The sequence below is a fragment of the Pseudomonas sp. D1-1 genome (genome assembly GCF_051132225.1).
GTDB lineage: Bacteria > Pseudomonadota > Gammaproteobacteria > Pseudomonadales > Pseudomonadaceae > Aquipseudomonas.
Map to the genome: position 1 here is coordinate 4730965 of NZ_CP071676.1, position 19133 is coordinate 4750097.

At 61.0% G+C, this 19133-nt stretch carries 17 protein-coding genes; 7 read left to right on the top strand and 10 right to left on the bottom strand.

Annotated elements, in window-relative coordinates; translation table 11 throughout:
* Positions 1–71 precede the first annotated feature (71 nt).
* The 10 genes from J3P86_RS21250 to ffh form a co-directional block, all read right to left on the bottom strand.
* Positions 72–1442: a transporter substrate-binding domain-containing protein gene (locus J3P86_RS21250; RefSeq protein WP_434700672.1), complete on the bottom strand. Its 1371-nt coding sequence runs from the start codon at positions 1440–1442 to the stop codon at positions 72–74.
* A gap of 119 nt (positions 1443–1561) precedes the next feature.
* Entirely contained in the window at positions 1562–2971 is a 1410-nt protein-coding gene (gene thrC, locus J3P86_RS21255; RefSeq protein WP_305499032.1) for a threonine synthase, read from the bottom strand.
* Between the two features lie 102 nt (positions 2972–3073).
* Positions 3074–4378, bottom strand: coding sequence for a homoserine dehydrogenase (locus J3P86_RS21260; protein WP_305499031.1), 1305 nt, complete (start codon positions 4376–4378; stop codon positions 3074–3076).
* 131 nt (positions 4379–4509) lie between these two features.
* On the bottom strand, positions 4510–5241 hold the full coding sequence (locus J3P86_RS21265; protein WP_305499030.1) for a DsbC family protein: 732 nt from the start codon (positions 5239–5241) through the stop codon (positions 4510–4512).
* 157 nt (positions 5242–5398) lie between these two features.
* Positions 5399–6295, bottom strand: a complete 897-nt coding sequence (gene xerD / locus J3P86_RS21270) for a site-specific tyrosine recombinase XerD (protein WP_434628607.1) — start codon at positions 6293–6295, stop codon at positions 5399–5401.
* A 130-nt stretch (positions 6296–6425) separates the two neighbouring features.
* Positions 6426–6776, bottom strand: a complete 351-nt coding sequence (gene rplS, locus J3P86_RS21275; RefSeq protein WP_305499028.1) for a 50S ribosomal protein L19 — start codon at positions 6774–6776, stop codon at positions 6426–6428.
* Between the two features lie 45 nt (positions 6777–6821).
* Complete coding sequence (trmD, locus tag J3P86_RS21280) at positions 6822–7595, bottom strand: tRNA (guanosine(37)-N1)-methyltransferase TrmD (protein WP_434572025.1); 774 nt, start codon at positions 7593–7595, stop codon at positions 6822–6824.
* A complete protein-coding gene (gene rimM, locus J3P86_RS21285; protein ID WP_058544503.1) occupies positions 7577–8113 on the bottom strand; it encodes a ribosome maturation factor RimM in 537 nt (178 codons plus the stop codon). Before rimM ends, trmD begins: the two co-directional genes overlap by 19 nt.
* A 5-nt stretch (positions 8114–8118) precedes the next feature.
* Positions 8119–8370: a 30S ribosomal protein S16 gene (rpsP, locus tag J3P86_RS21290; protein ID WP_003185073.1), complete on the bottom strand. Its 252-nt coding sequence runs from the start codon at positions 8368–8370 to the stop codon at positions 8119–8121.
* A 250-nt stretch (positions 8371–8620) separates the two neighbouring features.
* Positions 8621–9997 (bottom strand): signal recognition particle protein, encoded by a 1377-nt coding sequence (gene ffh, locus J3P86_RS21295; protein WP_434698784.1) that lies wholly within the window; start codon positions 9995–9997, stop codon positions 8621–8623.
* 206 nt (positions 9998–10203) lie between these two features.
* Between ffh and J3P86_RS21300 the strand changes: the two genes are divergently transcribed.
* The 7 genes from J3P86_RS21300 (at position 10204) to cmoB (ending at position 19089) form a co-directional block, all read left to right on the top strand.
* The gene (locus tag J3P86_RS21300; RefSeq protein WP_305499026.1) at positions 10204–11016 is read left to right on the top strand and encodes a cytochrome C assembly family protein; all 813 of its coding nucleotides are present in this window, start codon (positions 10204–10206) and stop codon (positions 11014–11016) included.
* Positions 11017–11028: 12 nt separating this feature from the next.
* A complete protein-coding gene (locus tag J3P86_RS21305) occupies positions 11029–12267 on the top strand; it encodes an HlyC/CorC family transporter (RefSeq protein ID WP_434698785.1) in 1239 nt (412 codons plus the stop codon).
* 428 nt (positions 12268–12695) lie between these two features.
* A complete protein-coding gene (locus J3P86_RS21310; protein WP_434572018.1) occupies positions 12696–14009 on the top strand; it encodes an MFS transporter in 1314 nt (437 codons plus the stop codon).
* Positions 14010–14157: 148 nt separating this feature from the next.
* Positions 14158–16572: an endopeptidase La gene (gene lon / locus J3P86_RS21315; protein ID WP_434601755.1), complete on the top strand. Its 2415-nt coding sequence runs from the start codon at positions 14158–14160 to the stop codon at positions 16570–16572.
* Positions 16573–16779: 207 nt separating this feature from the next.
* Positions 16780–17172, top strand: coding sequence for a protease inhibitor I42 family protein (locus J3P86_RS21320; RefSeq protein WP_434572015.1), 393 nt, complete (start codon positions 16780–16782; stop codon positions 17170–17172).
* Between the two features lie 220 nt (positions 17173–17392).
* Positions 17393–18136: a carboxy-S-adenosyl-L-methionine synthase CmoA gene (gene cmoA, locus J3P86_RS21325; RefSeq protein WP_305499021.1), complete on the top strand. Its 744-nt coding sequence runs from the start codon at positions 17393–17395 to the stop codon at positions 18134–18136.
* The gene (gene cmoB, locus J3P86_RS21330) at positions 18133–19089 is read left to right on the top strand and encodes a tRNA 5-methoxyuridine(34)/uridine 5-oxyacetic acid(34) synthase CmoB (RefSeq protein ID WP_434628594.1); all 957 of its coding nucleotides are present in this window, start codon (positions 18133–18135) and stop codon (positions 19087–19089) included. Before cmoA ends, cmoB begins: the two co-directional genes overlap by 4 nt.
* Positions 19090–19133: the final 44 nt, after the last annotated feature.

The following is a 19133-nucleotide window of genomic DNA, read 5'->3' on the forward strand; positions in this document are numbered from 1 at the left end:
CGGCGGCCTGTTCAACCGAGCATGCGCGTTCAATATGACAGCTGGATATCAGCCTCAGCGGATGCAATCGATCAAGCCGGCAGCCGCTTGGAACGATCCCTCCGGCGTCCAACCTCGATCCAACCGCCCAGGACACCGCGCAACCGGCCATCGGCGGCATAAAAGGGCACCGACCAGTGATAGATGTCCTGCAATCCACTGCGCAACATCAGCTGGCGGTCGACAAACCGGGGCTGACGGGTTCGCAGCTGCTCCATCAGCTCCCCGTGCAACAGTTCGGCGGTTGCCGCCGGCATTGCCGCAGACTCCGTCAGACACGTGCCTCGCAGCTTCTCGAAGCGAGTCGCGAACCGCTCCTCATAACTTTTGTTGCACATGATCAGCCGCCCTTCGAGATCTCGAATAAAGATCGGATCGGGAATGGCATCCATCAAGGCGCGCTGGAACGTCAATTGGTCGTTGAGTACGGTCTCGGCCTTGAGGCGCTGTCCGATCTGGCCCTGCAAGCGGCGGTTCCAGAGCAGCGACAACAGGCCGAACACCCCTGCTGCGATCACACACCAATAGCCCTGCAGGGGGATGCGCGACCAGAACGACGGTTCTTGATCAGGTGTTTTCTCGGCGAACCACTTGAAACGTAGCGCGCGCATGTCTTCGGCGGGAAACGCTTCCAGCGCCTTGTTGAGGACATCCAGCAATGTTTGGGAATCCTGCCGTACAGCGAGATAGTCTGGCTCCCACATGCCTTCGAGACTGCCCCCCACCTGCAGTTGCCCTGAAGGATAGAGGTGCACGGCGGTTTCGCTTTCGATGGTGGCATGGGCTTCGCGATTTTCCACCAACGCCCTTGCCTCGGCAGGGGTCATCACCGTGCGCAGCGCTATGGTTGGATGCTCGCGGCGGATTTCCGCTTCCAGGGCATGCCGTGCCGGCAACGCCAGCACCTTGCCCGCCAACTGATCCAGCGAACGAAGCGCAGGCTCCCCCTCACGGCCAACGAATACCCAGTCGAAACCGCCGAACGCATGGCTGAAATTCAGCACAGCCCGGCGCTCGTCATTCATCGCCAGGACACTAGACATGTCGGCTTCGCCGTTTTCCAGCATCTCTATCAATTGATCGGCAGAGAACGACTCCCGATGGATGAATTCAAGTCCGGTCATTCGCTCAATGGCATGGAGCATGTCAGCGTTCAGGCCGCTCCATTCTCCCTGTGCATTCTTGAACAGGTACAGCGGGATTTGCATCGACGCCACAACGACACGCGGGTTCTGCCTGATCCAGTCCAGCTCCCGGGCGTCGAGCACCAGTCTCTCGCCCGCTTCGAGCGGTGACTGCCCGGGAGGCGTCGACGGGTCAGCGCCGCCCCATTGGCCCCAGTACATCAGGGCGAGGCCCATCATCCAGCTCAACGCCGGTTTGCATCGGTTAACGAACAGCATCTGCACTTCCTTCGAGTTCACTCGCCCGTCCTTCCTTGGGCGAAACCCGACCAGTTTGGCATGCAGAAACAAAGAAGCCCGTCAGGAGACGGGCTTCAAGATGTGACAGCTTCCAGCGATCAGAGCGGCTTGCCGCGGTTGCCATGCTGACTGACAAAGGCCTGCACGGCCTTCAAGTCATTGGGCAATACGGTGCAACGCTCATCTCGTTCAAACAAATCAGAAAGATGTGCAGGCAGCTCGAGCGCTTTTCCTACGCCAGCTTTCTCTACGGCTTCCGGAAACTTCACCGGGTGAGCGGTGCCCAGGATGACCATCGGGATATCCAGGCTCCGGCGGCACTCGCGCGCCGCTCGCACCCCGATGGCGGTGTGCGGATCGAGCAACTCACCGCTCTGCTCGAACACCTCGGCGATGGTTTCGCAGGTCTGCGCGTCATCCACCGCCAGGGAGTCGAACAGCTTGCGGGCTTCGGTCCAGCGTTCGGCCTCGACGCTGAAACCACCGCCCTGACGGAAGCTGTCCATCAGGCCCGCAATCGCCGCGCCATTACGACCGTGCAGGTCGAACAGCAAACGCTCGAAGTTCGACGACACCATGATGTCCATCGACGGCGACAACGTGGCGTGCAGGGTTTCCTTGACGTACTGGTTACCGCTCATGAAGCGGTGCAGGATGTCGTTGCGGTTGGTGGCGACGATCAGCTGGTTGATCGGCAGCCCCATGTTGCGTGCCAGGTAACCGGCGAAGATATCGCCGAAATTGCCGGTGGGTACCGAGAACGCCACCGAGCGGGCCGGGCCGCCCAACTGCAGGGCCGCGTGGAAGTAATAGACGATCTGGGCCATGATCCGCGCCCAGTTGATCGAGTTCACCGCCACCAGCCGGGTGCCCTTGAGGAAGCTCTGGTCGGCGAAGCTGGCCTTGACCATTTCCTGGCAGTCATCGAAGTTGCCTTCGATGGCGATGTTATGGATGTTATCGCCGAAAATCGTCGTCATCTGCCGACGCTGCACTTCCGAGACGCGGTTGTGCGGGTGCAGGATGAAAATATCGACGTTCTCGCAATGCTTGCAACCTTCGATGGCGGCCGAGCCGGTGTCGCCGGAGGTGGCACCGACAATCACCACGCGCTCGCCACGCTTTTGCAGCACATAGTCCAGCAGGCGGCCGAGCAATTGCAGGGCGAAATCCTTGAAGGCCAGGGTCGGGCCGTGGAACAGCTCCATCACCCATTCGTTACCGTTGAGCTGACGCAACGGCGCGATGGCGTTGTGGGAAAAGACGCCGTAGGTCTCTTCCAGGATCTTCTTGAAATCAGCGTCCGGAATGCTGCCGGTGACGAACGGGCGCATCACCCGGAAGGCCAGCTCGTGATACGGCAGGCCGGCCCAGGAAGCGATTTCTTCCTGGGTGAAGCGCGGCAGGTTCTCCGGCACATAGAGGCCGCCGTCCGTGGCCAGGCCGGCCAGCAGGACATCTTCGAAATTCAGGGCCGGTGCCTGGCCGCGGGTACTGATATAGCGCATAGGGGCAAACCTTCGGTTTGAGCTGCGAGCTGTAAGCTACAAGCTCCAAGTAAAAGCGGATCTGCTTTTACTTGGAGCTTGCAGCTTGAAGCTTGTAGCTGCTTAGTTCAAATGCTCGACGCGGATACGGACCACCGGGCCAACGACTCCCTGAAGCGCCTCCAACGCTGCGATCGCATCGTTGATGCGTTGCTCGACCACGCGGTGGGTCAGCAGGATCATCGGCACCAGGCCGTCGTGCTCCTCGACTTCCTTCTGCATGATCGACTCGATGTTGATGCCGCGTTCCGAAAGAATGCTGGCAACCTGGGCCAACACCCCTGGATGGTCCTTCGCCTGGATACGCAGGTAGTAGGCACTTTCGCACGCTTCGATCGGAAGAATCGGGTGGTCCGACAGCGAGTCCGGCTGGAACGCCAGGTGCGGCACGCGATTTTCCGGGTCGGATGTCATGGCGCGAACCACGTCCACCAGGTCGGCAACCACCGAAGAAGCGGTCGGCTCCATGCCAGCGCCAGCGCCATAGAACAAGGTCGAGCCGGCGGCGTCGCCGTTGACCATTACCGCGTTCATCACGCCGTTGACGTTGGCGATCAGGCGATCGGCGGGGATCAGCGTCGGATGCACACGCAACTCGATGCCGCTGGCGGTGCTGCGCGCCACGCCCAGGTGCTTGATGCGATAGCCCAGGGCCTCGGCGTAGTTCACGTCGGCGGTGGTCAGCTTGGTGATGCCTTCGGTGTAGGCCTTGTCGAACTGCAGCGGAATACCGAAGGCGATTGACGCCAGGATCGTCAGCTTGTGCGCCGCATCAATGCCTTCGACGTCGAACGTCGGGTCCGCCTCGGCGTAGCCCAGCGCCTGGGCTTCGGCCAGCACGTCTTCAAAAGTGCGGCCCTTCTCGCGCATCTCGGTGAGGATGAAGTTGCCGGTGCCGTTGATGATCCCGGCCACCCAGTTGATCCGGTTGGCCGACAGCCCTTCGCGAATCGCCTTGATCACCGGGATACCACCGGCTACGGCGGCCTCGAAAGCCACGATCACGCCCTTCTCGCGGGCCTTGGCGAAAATTTCATTGCCGTGAACGGCGATAAGCGCCTTGTTCGCGGTGACCACATGCTTGCCATTCTCGATGGCCTTGAGTACCAGCTCGCGGGCAACGGTATAGCCGCCCATCAGCTCTATCACGATGTCGATCTCAGGGTTCGTGGCCACTTCGAAGACATCGTTGGTAATCGCAATACCGGTCGTCTGGAACTGAGGCTTTGGCGTGCGCATGGCAATTTGTGCCACTTCGATCCCACGCCCGGCACGACGAGCAATTTCCTCGGCGTTGCGCTGAAGTACGTTGAAGGTGCCGCCACCGACGGTACCTAACCCACAGATGCCTACTTTGACCGGATTCACTCTTGACTCCCCATGAAACGGCCGACACAAGGTCGGCCGTGAATACAGCCGCGCAGCAACGCGACTTTGTGTTTAACGGCCCGGCGAAGATTTTCGCCAGGCCGTGATCTTCTGCAGCGCATTGGCCACGATCATTTCGCCCCAAGGGCCAGTTTGGCGACTTGCGGCGCCGGCTGGTAGCCCGGAATCACCTGGCCATCGGCCAAAACGATGGCCGGCGTGCCGTTCACACCAATGGACTGGCCGAGGGCGAATTGCTTGGAGACCGGGTTCTCGCACTTGGCGGCTTTGATTTCCTTGCCGTCGACCATTTTGTCCATGGCCGCTTTCTTGTCCTTGGAGCACCAGACTGCCTGCAATTGCTCATCGCCCGGCGAGCCGAGGCCCTGACGCGGGAACGCCACGTAGCGCACCTCGATGCCACGCTTGTTCAGCTCTGGCACTTCGGCGTGCAGTTTGTGGCAGTACGGGCAAGTGGTGTCGGTGAACACGGTAATGTGCGACTTGGTTTCGCCCACCGCCGGGTAGACCACGGTTTCGGCGACCGGGATACCGTTGATCAATTTGGAGATGCCTTGGCGCTCGGTGATCTCGGTGAGATTCACCGGCTTGCCGTCCTTGAGCGCGAACAGGTTGCCCTGGACGATGTACTGACCGTCGGCGCTGGCATACAGCACACGGCTGCCCTGCAGCTTGACCTCATACAGGCCGGACATCGGGCTGGCGGAGATGGCCTCGATCGGCACTTCAAGCTCGAGGTTGGCGAGGCTTTTGCGGATCGCCTGGTCGGCCGCGTCATCGGCGATGGCAAAGGTACTGGCCAACGCAATGGCGGCGGCGGTGAACATCTGGATCAAACGCATGAGGACTCCTGAGGCAAACAAATAGGCGGGGACACCGAGGCAGAGATTCGGGTTCCAGCCGCCCACTGTGCAAACCGGGAAAGCCTACCACATAAGCCCCGTATGGCCGAATGCCGGTGATGCAAGGTTGGCGACCGACTTCCTGTGGGTTCTTCATTCAGCCGCGCGGATGGTGCCTGGCATGCAACTCCTGCAACCGCGCCCGGGCGACGTGGGTGTAGATCTGGGTGGTGGACAGGTCGCTATGCCCCAGCAGCATCTGCACCACCCGCAGGTCGGCGCCGTGATTGAGCAAGTGCGTGGCGAAGGCATGGCGCAGCGTGTGGGGCGAGAGCGATTTGTTGATCCCGGCCACCTTGGCCTGGTGCTTGATGCGGTGCCAGAAAGTCTGGCGGGTCATCTGCTCGCCGCGCAGGCTGGGAAACAGCACGTCGCTGGGACGCCCGCCCAGCAAGTCATGACGGCCATCGCGCATGTAGCGCTCGACCCAGACGATCGCTTCTTCGCCCATCGGAACCAGGCGCTCCTTGCTGCCCTTGCCCATCACCCGCAACACGCCCTGGCGCAGGTTCACTTGTTCCAGCGTCAGGCTGATCAGTTCAGTGACCCGCAGGCCACAGGCGTACAACACTTCCAGCATGGCCCGGTCGCGCTGACCGATGGGGTCGCTGAGGTCCGGTGCCGCCAGCAGCGCCTCGACGTCCGCTTCCGAAAGGGATTTGGGCAGCGGACGCCCCAGTTGCGGCATTTCCACGCGCAAGGTCGGGTCCACCGCGATCAGCTTTTCCCGCAACAAATAACGATAGAACCCACGCAAGCCAGAGAGAAACCGGGCAGTAGAGCGCGGCTTGTAGTTCTGCTCCAGGCGCCACGCCAGATGATCGAGGATCAACTCCCGCCCGGCATTGGCCAGCTCCAGGTTGTTTTCCTGGAGCCAGCCGTTGAACAGGGCGAGGTCGCTGCGATAGGCACCGCGGGTGTTATCGGACAACCCCTTCTCCAGCCACAGGGCATCGAGAAACTGGTCTATCAGCGGGTGATCGATGGCAGGCATAAAGACTCTTGAAAGATACGGGCGTACACGGATTCAACGGGAATGAAGCCATGCAGGGTGCGCAAAGACCAAATCGCAGGCAACAAAAAAGCAGCCCGCAGGCTGCTTTTTTTTGCATCGGAAGCTGGACTTAAGCCAGTTTTTCCTTGATGCGAGCTGCTTTACCGGACAGGTCACGCAGGTAGTACAGCTTGGCTTTACGCACGTCACCGCGACGCTTCACAGCCATGCTGTCGATTTGCGGGCTGTAGGTCTGGAAAGTACGCTCTACGCCAACACCGTTGGAGATTTTACGAACGGTGAATGCACTGTTTACGCCGCGGTTACGCTTGGCGATAACAACGCCTTCGAACGCTTGCAGACGTGCACGGTCGCCTTCCTTCACTTTCACCTGAACGACAATGGTGTCGCCCGGGGCAAAGGGAGGGATTTCTTTGGTCATCTGCTCTGCTTCGAGTGCAAGGATGATTTTGTTAGTCATGCTGTGCTCCTAAGGCAAGTCATCGGACTTACCATCGATACGTTGTTAACTATCGTCCCGCTCGCGGATGTATTCCTCGAGCAGCTTCTTCTCTTCTCCAGAAAGCGAGCGGCTTTCCAGAAGATCGGCGCGTCGTTCATAGGTCCGACCAAGGGACTGCTGTAAACGCCAACGCCGGATGTGCGCGTGGTTGCCACTTAGCAACACGTCGGGAACACGCTGATCCGCATACACCTCCGGTCGGGTGTAGTGCGGGCAATCCAGCAGACCATCCGTAAAGGAATCTTCCTCGGCGGAATCCGCATGCCCTAAAGCTCCAGGCAGCAGTCGTGTAACCGCATCGATCAGGACCATCGCCGGCAGCTCGCCGCCAGACAGTACATAGTCGCCAATCGACCACTCTTCATCGACATGAGCTTCAATGAAACGCTCGTCAATGCCTTCGTAACGGCCGGCAATCAGGATCAATGCATCCGATTTCGCCAGCTCGCGTACCGCCGACTGAGTCAGCTGACGGCCTTGGGGCGACAGGTAGATCACCTTCGCACCCTCCCCGGCTGCCGTCCTGGCCTGAACCAGCGCATCTTCCAGGGGCTTGATCTTCATCACCATGCCCGGACCACCGCCAAACGGGCGATCGTCCACAGTGTGATGTCGATCCGTGGTGTAGTCCCGCGGATTCCAACAAGTGAGCTGCAACAGCTCCTGTTTCACCGCGCGGCTGGTTATGCCGTACTCGCTGATGGCGGAAAACATCTCGGGAAACAACGTGATGACTTCAACGCGCAGATTAGCCACGTCTAGAAATCCGCATCCCATTCCACCTTCATCTCGCCTGCTGCCAGGTCAACGGCCAACACGCATTGCTCGGTATAGGGCAACAGGCGTTCGCGATCATCCAGGCTGCCGACGCAAGGCTTTACCACCATGACATCGTTCGAACCGGTCTCGAGCAGGTGATCGATCTTCCCGAGCAGTTGCCCGAGGTGGTCGATGACCTTCAGACCCACCAGCTGGTACCAGTAGTACTCGCCGTCGGTCAGTTCAGGGAACAGGTTGCGCGGCACGCAGATCTCATAACCGGCCAGAAGACGCGCTTCTTCACGATCATCGAGACCCTTGAGCTTTGCGACCAGGAACTTGTCGTTCCCACGTCCGCTGACCAGCTCAACCTGTTTCACGCTACCTTCGCGCTTGAGCGTCCAGGTTTTGTAGTCCAACAGGTTTTTGATCGGATCAGTAAAGGAGTAAACCTTCACTTCGCCGCGAACGCCATGAACAGAATAGATCTTGCCGACAACGATCAGATCATCAGCATCTTTTGGCGTCGCGTTCATATTGCTCAGGCCGCAGCCTTAGCCGATTCCTTCAACAACTGAGCAACACGCTCAGAAGGCTGTGCACCAACGCTCAGCCAGTAGGCTACGCGCTCTTGGTTCACGGACAGACGGATTTCCTGACCACGGGCAACAGGGTTGAAGAAACCAACCTGTTCCTTGTGCGAACCGTCACGCGGATTGCGGCTGTCGGTTACGGTCAGGTGGTAAAACGGGCGCTTTTTGGAGCCGCCAAGGGCAAGACGGATTGTTAGCATGTGAACATCGTTCCTGTAGTCGGTGCTGCAAATCTAAATGCACAGCGGGCATAGGTGCCCGAAAGGCCGCATATTCTAAGGAATATCCGGACTTTTGCAAATGACTTTTTCCGGCGCATGGCGCTGTGCGATCAAGATTTGCCGTAGAGCCGTCATGAAAAACGGCAGGTAGCTCCCGCATAGCACGGGTTTGCTGGAGATCCCCGCATCCGTGCGGGGCAACGCCGACATGACAGCCGGCGCAGATTCTTTACATTTTCGGCATACCGCCGCCGGGCAACATACCGCCCATGCCGCGCATCATCTTGGCCATCCCGCCCTTGGCGGAGAACTTCTTCATCATCTTCTGCATCTGCTTGTGTTGCTTGATCAAGCGGCCGATGTCCTGCACCTGCGTGCCGGAACCCATGGCGATACGGCGTTTGCGCGAACCGCTGATCAGGTCAGGGTCGCGGCGCTCGGCCGGGGTCATGGAGTTGATGATGGCTTCCATCTGCTTGAACTGCTTCTCGGCCGCGCCCTGTGCATTGCCCATTTGCGCCAGGTTCACGCCACCAATGTTCGGCAGTTTGTCCATGAGGCCGCCGAGGCCGCCCATGTTCTTCATCTGTTGCAACTGGTCGCGGAAGTCTTCGAGGTCGAAGCCCTTGCCCTTCTTCAGCTTCTTGGCCAGTTTGTCGGCCTTGTCCTTGTCGAGGGTCTGTTCGGCCTGCTCGATCAGGCTGAGCACGTCGCCCATGCCGAGGATACGCGAGGCGATACGCTCGGGGTGGAACGGCTCGAGCGCCTCGCTCTTCTCGCCCATACCGATGAACTTGATCGGCTTGCCGGTAATCGCGCGGACCGACAGCGCGGCACCGCCACGGGCGTCGCCGTCGACCTTGGTCAGGATCACGCCGGTCAGCGACAGTGCGTCGCCGAAGGCCTTGGCCGTGTTGGCCGCGTCCTGGCCGGTCATGGCGTCGACCACAAACAGGGTTTCCACCGGGTTGATCGCGGCGTGCAGTGCCTTGATCTCGCCCATCATCTCTTCATCGATGTGCAGGCGACCGGCGGTGTCGACGATAACCACGTCGATGAACTTGAGCTTCGCTTCCTTTATAGCAGCCTGGGCGATGTCCACCGGCTTCTGGCTCAAGTCGGACGGAAAGAACGTCACGCCGATGTCGTTGGCCAGGGTTTCCAGCTGCTTGATCGCCGCCGGGCGATAGATGTCCGCGGACACCACCATCACCGACTTCTTCTTGCGCTCTTTAAGGAAGCGCGCCAGCTTGCCGGCAGTGGTGGTCTTGCCCGCGCCCTGCAGGCCGGCCATCAGCACGACCGCCGGAGGCACGGCGCTCAGGTTCAGGTCTTCGTTGGCGGCGCCCATCAGGCTTTCGAGTTCGGCCTGGACAATCTTCACGAAGGCCTGGCCCGGTGTCAGGCTGCGCGACACTTCGGTGCCGACGGCGCGTTCCTTCACCGAATTGACGAAGTCCTTGACCACCGGCAGGGCGACGTCGGCTTCGAGCAACGCCATGCGCACTTCGCGCAGGGTGTCTTTGATGTTGTCTTCGGTCAGTTTCGCCTTGCCGGTGACATGGCGCAGCGTCTGCGAGAGACGGTCGGTTAGGTTTTCAAACATGCGCGATCCTTTCAGGCCCAGATAAGACCGGGATAATGGCGGCCCAGACCGTGAAATATGTGCTCGGCGAGCCTGCGGCGTGGGCAGGTCGCGGATTATAGCGAAGAAGCGTGCGACGTACACCTCGCCGTCGGTTGCGGTGGTCTTTCGTGCGGTGGGGGTTCTATGCCAAACTCAGCGCCTTTCGGGCTTGCCTAACAGGATTTATGCTCCCCTTGTCACCCAGCTTGCTTGCTTCCCTCGCCGCCGCTTGTCTTTATGCCGCTGCGACCTTCTATCAGGGCACCCGCCTGGCCTCCGGCGCCAAGGCGAACAAGCGCCTGCTGGTCACGCTCGGCGTGCTGGCGGTGCTTGTCCACGCGGCCAGTCTTGTCACCCACCTGATGACGCCGATCGGCCTGGGCCTGGACTTCTTCAATGCCGCCAGCCTGATTGCCGTGGCCGTGATTGCCCTGACGCTGCTGGCCTGCTCGCGCATCCCCGTGGAAAACCTGCTGGTGCTGCTGTTCCCGCTGGGACTGGCCACGGTGCTGCTGGCGCAGTTCGCGCCCTCGGGCACCGTGCAGATCATCGACGAAGAGCCAGGCATTCTCGCCCATATCCTGTTGTCGATCCTCGCCTACGGCCTGTTCACCATCGCGGTATTCCAGGCATTGCTGCTGCTGGTGCAGGACCATCAGCTCAAGCACAAGCACCCGTCCGGGCTGATCCGCAACTTTCCGCCGCTGCAAACCATGGAAAGCCTGCTGTTCGGTTTCCTCTGGGCCGGCTGGACGCTGCTGTCGCTGTCGCTGATTTCCGGCTGGCTGTTCGTCGAAAACCTGTTCGCCCAACACCTGGTGCACAAGACATTGTTGGCGTGCCTGGCGTGGATCGTGTTCAGCGTGCTGCTGTGGGGCCGTAATCGTCTCGGCTGGCGGGGCCACAAGGCAATTCGCTGGACCCTGGCCGGATTCTGCCTGCTGATGCTCGCCTACTTCGGCAGCAAGCTGGTCCGCGAATACATCCTGCATGTCTGACGGACGACACTGATGGATAGGCTGCCCTTGGGGCCATTGTTTGCGGTAATGGTCGTGCTGATCCTCTGGTCGGCGCTGTTCACGGCCATCGAAGCGGCCCAACAGTATCTGCTCGCGCAACGCAAAGCGTCGCGCTCTGGCGACAAGCCACTGGCGAAGCTGAACTTCCCTATCGCCAGCCTGATCCTGGGCAACACCCTCTGTCGTGCGCTGGCCGTGGTAATCGGCACCTGGCTGGCGATTTTTGCCTGGCTGGAAAACGGCCCGTGGCTGGCCTGGCTCGGCACCAGCGCGGCCTTGCTGGTTTTTGCCGATTACCTGCCTCGCACCCTGGCGACCCGCTACCCCGACGCGGTGCTGGGCCTGGGCAACAGCTTGCTTGCCCTGCCGCTGAAAATTGTCTATCCGGCCGCCTGGCTGCTCAACGGTTTCAGTCAGTTGCTGCTGCGCCCGTTTGCCCGCAAGACCGGCGCTGTCCAGCACAGCGACGATGAGATGCCCGCACCGCCACGCGCTGAGCATGAACAGGAACACAGCGGCCGGGTCCATCCGGTATCCGGCATCCACGCGCTGGACAACATCACCGTCAACGACATCCTCGTGCCCCGCAGCGAGGTGGACGGGATCAACCTCGACGACCCTATCGGCGAAATCATCGAACAGCTGCGCCTGAACCGTCGGACCCGCCTGCCGGTGTTCCACAGCGATATCAACCAGGTCGAAGCGGTGCTCAACACCCGCCAGATCCGCCACCTGCTGGCGGACGCGAGCCTGACCAAGGAAGCGCTGCTGGCCGCCTGCCACGAGCCTTACTTCGTCCCCGAGAGCACGCCGCTGCAGCTGCAGTTGCTCAACTTCCACAAGCAGCAGCGACGCCTGGGCATGGTGGTGGATGAATACGGCGAAGTGCTGGGCATCGTGACCCTGGAAGACATCCTCGAGGAAATCGTCGGCGAGTTCGAAAGCGAGCACAGCCTCGACAATCCCCATGTCCATCCCCAGCCCGATGGCCGCCTGATGATCGAGGGCGCGGCGTCGATCCGCGAGTTGAACAAGACCCTCGGCTGGCACCTGCCTTGCGATGGCCCCAAGACGCTCAACGGCCTAGTCACCGAGGCCCTGGAAACCATCCCCGAAAGTCCGGTCTGCCTGAAGATCGGCCGCTACCGGCTGGAGATCATCGAGACCGTCGACAACCGCGTCAGCCAGGTGCTGGTGTGGCATAACAGCTCGGTGCCCGCTGTTTCCTGATACCCAACAGGCTCAAGGTAAAACATCGTTGTGGCGAGGGGATTTATCCCCGCCGGGCTGCGCAGCAGCCCCCAAACCCGACAACCCGGTACACCAAGCAAATTGAGTTGACTGTATTTGGGGCTGCTTCGCAGCCCAACGGGGATAAATCCCCTCGCCACAAAAAGCTCATCGTAGGCCCGATATTGTGCGCAGGCTCTCTTGTCGATTCGTTAGCCCCCTTCCTATACTCAACCCGCTTACCCAGCCCCGCCCGAACCCAGTGCTTACCCGGCACTCAGACCGTTCCGGGCAGCCCACCGGCAATATCCGCTGTAACCCTGCGACTGTTCCTACCCGAAACAGCGACAGCGCCCCAACCCACATCCCTGGGTGTTCGACCATAATAATTCGCTCCAACGGAGCACATGACTGTCAGGGATAACCGCATGACCACCACCACTTGCAATGACGCCGTGGCAAACCAACCGACCAACTCGGCCACCCGCGTGGCAACCGCGAGTTTCATCGGCACCGCCATCGAGTTCTACGATTTCTACGTCTACGCGACCGCTGCCGCCCTGGTGATCGGGCCGGTATTCTTTCCGCAAACCTCGGGCACGGCACAGATGCTGTCGTCCTTCCTGACGTTCGGCATCGCCTTCCTCGCCCGGCCGCTGGGCTCGGCGCTGTTCGGCCATTTCGGCGACCGGATCGGGCGCAAGTCCACCCTGGTGGCGTCGCTGCTGCTGATGGGCGTGTGCACCACCCTCATCGGCGTGCTGCCCGGCTACGCCAGCATTGGCGCGTGGGCGCCGATTCTCCTGTGCCTGCTGCGTTTCGGCCAGGGCCTGGGGCTGGGCGGTGAATGGGGCGGCGCGGCGTTGCTCGCCACCGAGAACGCCCCGAAAGGCAAGCGCGCCTGGTTTGGCATGTTCCCCCAACTGGGCCCCTCCATCGGCTTCCTGGCGGCCAACGGATTGTTCCTGACCCTGGCCATGACCCTCGACGACGAGCAGTTCCGCTCCTGGGGCTGGCGGATTCCGTTCCTGCTGAGCGCCGCCCTGGTCATCGTTGGCCTTTATGTGCGTCTCAAGCTCCATGAAACGCCGGTCTTCGCCAACGCGGTGGCCCGTCAGGAACGGGTGAAAATCCCCTTGGTCGAGCTGTTCAGCCAGTATTGGGCGCCAACATTGCTCGGCGCGGCCGCGATGGTGGTGTGTTACGCCCTGTTCTACATCTCGACGGTATTTTCCCTGAGCTATGGCGTGTCCACCCTCGGTTACAGCCGCGAGACCTTCCTCGGCCTGCTGTGCTTTGCCGTGCTGTTCATGGCCGCCGCCACGCCGCTATCGGCCTGGGCCAGCGATCGCTACGGGCGCAAGCCGGTACTGGTTATCGGCGGCGTCCTGGCGATTGCCTCGGGTTTCCTCATGGAACCGTTGCTGACCCACGGTTCTACCGCCGGCGTGGCATTGTTCCTGTGCATCGAACTGTTCCTGATGGGCGTGACTTTTGCCCCCATGGGTGCGTTGCTGCCGGAGCTGTTTCCCACACACGTGCGCTACACCGGCGCGTCGGCGGCCTACAACCTGGGCGGCATCGTCGGTGCGTCGGCGGCACCGTTCTTCGCCCAGAAACTGGTGGCGATGGGCGGCCTGAGCTACGTCGGCGGATACGTTTCCGCAGCGGCGGTGCTCAGCGTTATCGCGGTGCTGTGTCTGAAGGAAACCCGCCATAACGACTTGAATCGCATCGGTTGAAGCGGAGGCGAGGGATCATTCCCTCGCCACATCAACCTGTCGCCAGCCTGAACGCAGACCATTGAAATAACCCCTGACAATTATCCAGCATTGAAACAACCCCTCACCTGCCCCATCTAAGACCCATACTCCATTGCGCAGGTGCCCCATGAGCGACCAGCACTCGACTGAAGCAAACGACGAATACGCAGACGCCGAACAGATCGAACACACCGTTTCCGGTACGGGCTTGGCCCTGCCCGGCCAGAGCCTGCCGGACAAGGTCTACATCATCCCGATCCACAATCGTCCGTTCTTCCCGGCCCAGGTACTGCCGGTCATCGTCAACGAAGAACCGTGGGCCGAGACCCTGGAGCTGGTGGCCAAGTCCGATCACCATTCCCTGGCGTTGTTCTTCATGGACACGCCCCAGGAAGACCCGCGCCACTTCGACACCTCGAAACTGCCGCTGTACGGCACACTGGTGAAGGTCCACCACGCCAGCCGTGAGGCCGGCAAATTGCAGTTCGTTGCCCAGGGCCTGACCCGCGTGCGCATTCGCACCTGGCTCAAGCATCATCGCCCGCCATACCTGGTGGAAGTCGAATACCCGCATCAGCCAAGCGAGCCGACCGACGAGGTCAAGGCCTACGGCATGGCGCTGATCAATGCGATCAAGGAACTGCTGCCGCTCAACCCGCTGTACAGCGAAGAGCTGAAGAACTACCTCAACCGCTTCAGCCCCAACGACCCTTCGCCGCTGACCGACTTCGCCGCCGCGCTCACCTCCGCCACCGGCAGTGAATTGCAGGAAGTGCTCGATTGCGTGCCGATGCTCAAGCGCATGGAAAAAGTCCTGCCGATGCTGCGCAAGGAAGTCGAAGTGGCGCGGCTGCAGAAAGAGATTTCCGCCGAGGTCAACAGCAAGATCGGCGAACATCAGCGCCAGTTCTTTCTAAAGGAACAACTAAAGGTCATCCAGCAGGAGCTGGGCTTGACCAAGGACGACCGCAGCGCCGACCTGGAACAATTCGAACAGCGCCTGGAGGGCAAGGTGCTGCCGGCCCAGGCACAGAAACGCATCGAAGAGGAAATGAACAAGCTCTCGATCCTGGAAACCGGCTCGCCGGAATACGCCGTCACGCGTAACTACCTCGATTGGGCAACATCGGTGCCGTGGGGCGTGTATGGCCAGGACAAGCTTGACCTCAAGCACGCCCGCAAGATTCTCGACCAGCACCACGCCGGCCTGGACGACATCAAGGACCGCATCCTGGAATTCCTCGCGGTGGGCGCCTACAAAGGCGAGATCAGCGGTTCGATCGTCTTGCTGGTTGGCCCTCCGGGTGTGGGCAAGACCAGCGTCGGCAAGTCCATTGCCGAATCCCTCGGGCGGCCGTTCTATCGTTTCAGTGTCGGCGGCATGCGCGACGAAGCCGAAATCAAGGGCCACCGGCGCACCTACATCGGCGCCCAGCCGGGCAAGCTGGTGCAGGCGCTCAAGGACGTCGAAGTGATGAACCCGGTGATCATGCTCGACGAAATCGACAAGATGGGCCAGAGCTACCAGGGCGACCCGGCTTCCGCGCTGCTCGAAACCCTCGACCCGGAGCAGAACGTCGAATTCCTCGACCACTACCTGGACATGCGCCTGGACCTCTCGAAAGTGCTCTTTGTGTGCACAGCGAACACTTTGGACTCGATTCCCGGCCCGCTGCTGGACCGCATGGAAGTGATTCGCCTGTCGGGCTATATCACCGAAGAAAAAGTCGCCATCGCCAAGCGCCACTTATGGCCCAAGCAACTCGCCAAGGCCGGCGTTTCCAAGGGCAGCCTGAGCATCAACGACAGCGCTCTCAAGGCACTGATCGACGGTTATGCCCGGGAGGCCGGCGTCCGTCAGTTGGAAAAACAGCTGGGCAAACTGGTGCGCAAGGCGGTCATGAAGCTGATCGACGAGCCGAAAGCCGTGATCAAACTCGGGCCGAAGGATCTCGAGGCGTCCCTGGGCAAACCGGTATTTCGCAATGAGCAGGTGCTGTCCGGCGTGGGTGTGATCACCGGACTGGCCTGGACCAGCATGGGCGGCGCGACCCTGCCGATCGAGGCAACGCGTATCCACACGCTCAATCGCGGCTTCAAGCTCACCGGGCAACTGGGCGAAGTCATGAAGGAATCGGCTGAAATTGCCCACAGCTACGTCAGTTCGCACCTGAAGCAATTCGGCGGTGATCCAAAGTTTTTCGATGAGGCTTTTGTTCACCTGCACGTACCGGAAGGCGCCACGCCCAAGGACGGCCCGAGTGCCGGCGTGACCATGGCCAGCGCCCTGCTGTCCCTGGCGCGTAACCAGCCGCCGAAAAAAGGCGTGGCCATGACCGGTGAACTGACCCTTACCGGGCATGTCCTGCCGATTGGCGGCGTGCGCGAAAAAGTCATCGCGGCGCGTCGGCAGAAGATCAATGAGTTGATCCTGCCGGACGCCAACCGGGGCAATTTCGAGGAACTGCCGGACTACCTCAAGGAAGGTGTCACGGTGCACTTTGCCAAGCGGTTTGCGGATGTGGCGAAGGTGTTGTTCTGACGGTCCTGTAGCGCCTGTGCTGGCGCCTTCGCGAGCAGGCTCGCTCCCACATTGGATAAGTGTCGTTCACAGCGTTTGTGATCCACACCGAACCCTGTGGGAGCGAGCCTGCTCGCGAAGGGCCTCCGGCATCAACACATCCTCACCTGACACACTAAGTAGCATCTTCGGTTATGCTCGCCGTTCGTCGTGAACGCCGGAGCCCTTATGTCTCTCACCCGCCTGCTCGTACCCGTCAGCCTCGCCTTGTTGAGCGCCTGTGCCATGCAACCGAAACACAACGTGACGGTCGAGAAGCTTAGCCAATGCCCGGTGCAGCTCAATAACGGCCAGAACCTGATCCTGAGCCTGCCGACCAACCCAAGCACCGGCTACCGATGGACGGTTCAGGATTCAGCCGGCGGCGTGTTGAAGGCGTTGGGCCCGGAGGTCTACCGCAACCCGGAAGACGCCGGCATCGTCGGCGCCGCCGGGGTGTCAACCTGGCGCTTCCAGGCATTCAACGCCGGCACCGGGCGCTTGCGCCTGACGTATCAACAACCCTGGGCGCCTGAGGTCCCCCCCGTGGAAACCTTCGACTGCGCCATTTCGGTGAATTGAACGTGGGTTGGCTGATACTCGTGCTGATGGGTGCGGCCACCTTTCTCCACCAAAAACATCACTAAACAGAGATTAAATGTGCGAGCGAGCCTGCTCGCGATAGCAATCTGTCAGCCAACCGAACGACTGGCTGAACCATCGCCATCGCGAGCAAGCTCGCTCCCACAGGTTTTTTGGTTAAAATGCCGGCCTTTTCACTATCCCTGCCGCCGGAACCGTCGTGAGCAAAGAACCCGATCGCCTATTCGCCCAGCCCTTGGCCCAGGTGCCCGACTTCGCCTTCAATGAAGACGTGGTTCGAGTGTTCCCGGACATGATCAAGCGCTCGGTGCCAGGCTACCCGACCATCGTCGAGAACCTCGGCGTGCTCGCCGCGCAGTTCGCCCAGCCCAATAGCGTGCTGTATGACCTCGGTTCGTCCCTGGGCGCGGTGACCCAGGCGCTGCGCCGTCATGTGCGCACCGACGGTTGCCGGGTGATCGCGGTGGATAACTCGGCGGCCATGGTCGAGCGCTGCCGCGAATACCTCAACGGCCAGGACTCGATGTTCCAGGAGTTGTTGCCGGTGGAAGTGATCGAAGGCGACATCCTTGCGCTGGCGTTCCAGCCGGCCTCGGTGGTGGCGTTGAACTTCACGCTGCAATTCATCGCACCCGAACAACGTACCGCGTTGCTGACCCGTATCCGTCAGTCCTTGCTGCCCGGCGGCGCCTTGATCCTCTCGGAAAAACTGCGCTTCAACGATGCCGAGGAACATGCCCTGCTGACCGACCTGCACGTGGCGTTCAAGCGCGCCAACGGCTACAGCGAGCTGGAAATTGCTCAGAAACGCAGCGCCATCGAAAACGTCATGAAGCCCGACAGCCTCGAAGAACACCGCGAGCGCCTGCTGGCGGCCGGCTTCTCGAAAGTCGTGCCGTGGTTCCAGTGTCTTAACTTCGCCTCGTTGATTGCCTTGCCATGATTGATCTGTCCCCCCTCGCCCGCCATCTGGCCGGCACGCCCCTGGCCGACTGGGCCGCGACACTGCAAACGCAGCTCGATATCAAAATGGAAAAGGGCCACGGCGACCTGGAGCGTTGGCAAAGCGCCCTCGATGCGCTGCCGGCCTTGCAGCCCACCACCGTGGATCTGCTGAACGAGCTGACGCTGGACGCAGATTGCTCTGACGAAACCCGCGCCCAGATGCGTACCGCGCTGATGGGTCTTTCTCCGTGGCGCAAGGGCCCGTTCGATCTGTTTGGCGTGCACGTGGACACCGAATGGCGCTCGGACTGGAAATGGTCACGCGTCGCCCCGCATCTAGACCTCAAGGGCAAGCGCATCCTCGATGTCGGCTGCGGCAACGGCTACTACATGTGGCGGATGCTCGGTGCCGGCGCGGACACGGTGATTGGCGTCGACCCGAACTGGCTGTTCTTCTGCCAGTTCCAGGCGGTGCAGCGCTACCTGTCACAGCCCAACGCCTGGCACCTGCCTTTCCCATTCGAAGCCCTGCCGCCGGAGCTGGAAGGTTTTGACACGGTCTTCTCCATGGGCGTCTTCTACCACCGCCGCTCGCCGATCGAGCATCTGTTGGCCTTGAAGGACTGCCTGGTAAAAGGCGGTGAGCTGGTGCTCGAAACCCTGGTGATCGAAGGCGACGAACACCAGGTGCTGGTGCCCGAGGACCGCTACGCGCAGATGCGCAACGTCTGGTTCCTGCCGTCGGTCCCGGCCCTGGAACGCTGGCTGCGCCGCGCCGGGTTCAGCGATGTGCGCTGCGTGGACGTCAGCCTGACGACCGTGGAGGAACAGCGCAGCACCGAGTGGATGAAGTACCAGTCACTGAGTGATTTCCTCGATCCTGCGGACCACAGTAAAACCATTGAGGGACTGCCGGCGCCGATGCGGGCGGTGATTGTGGCGCGTAAGTAACCCAAATCTTTCAAACACCGGAAGTCCTCGTGGGAGCGAGCTTG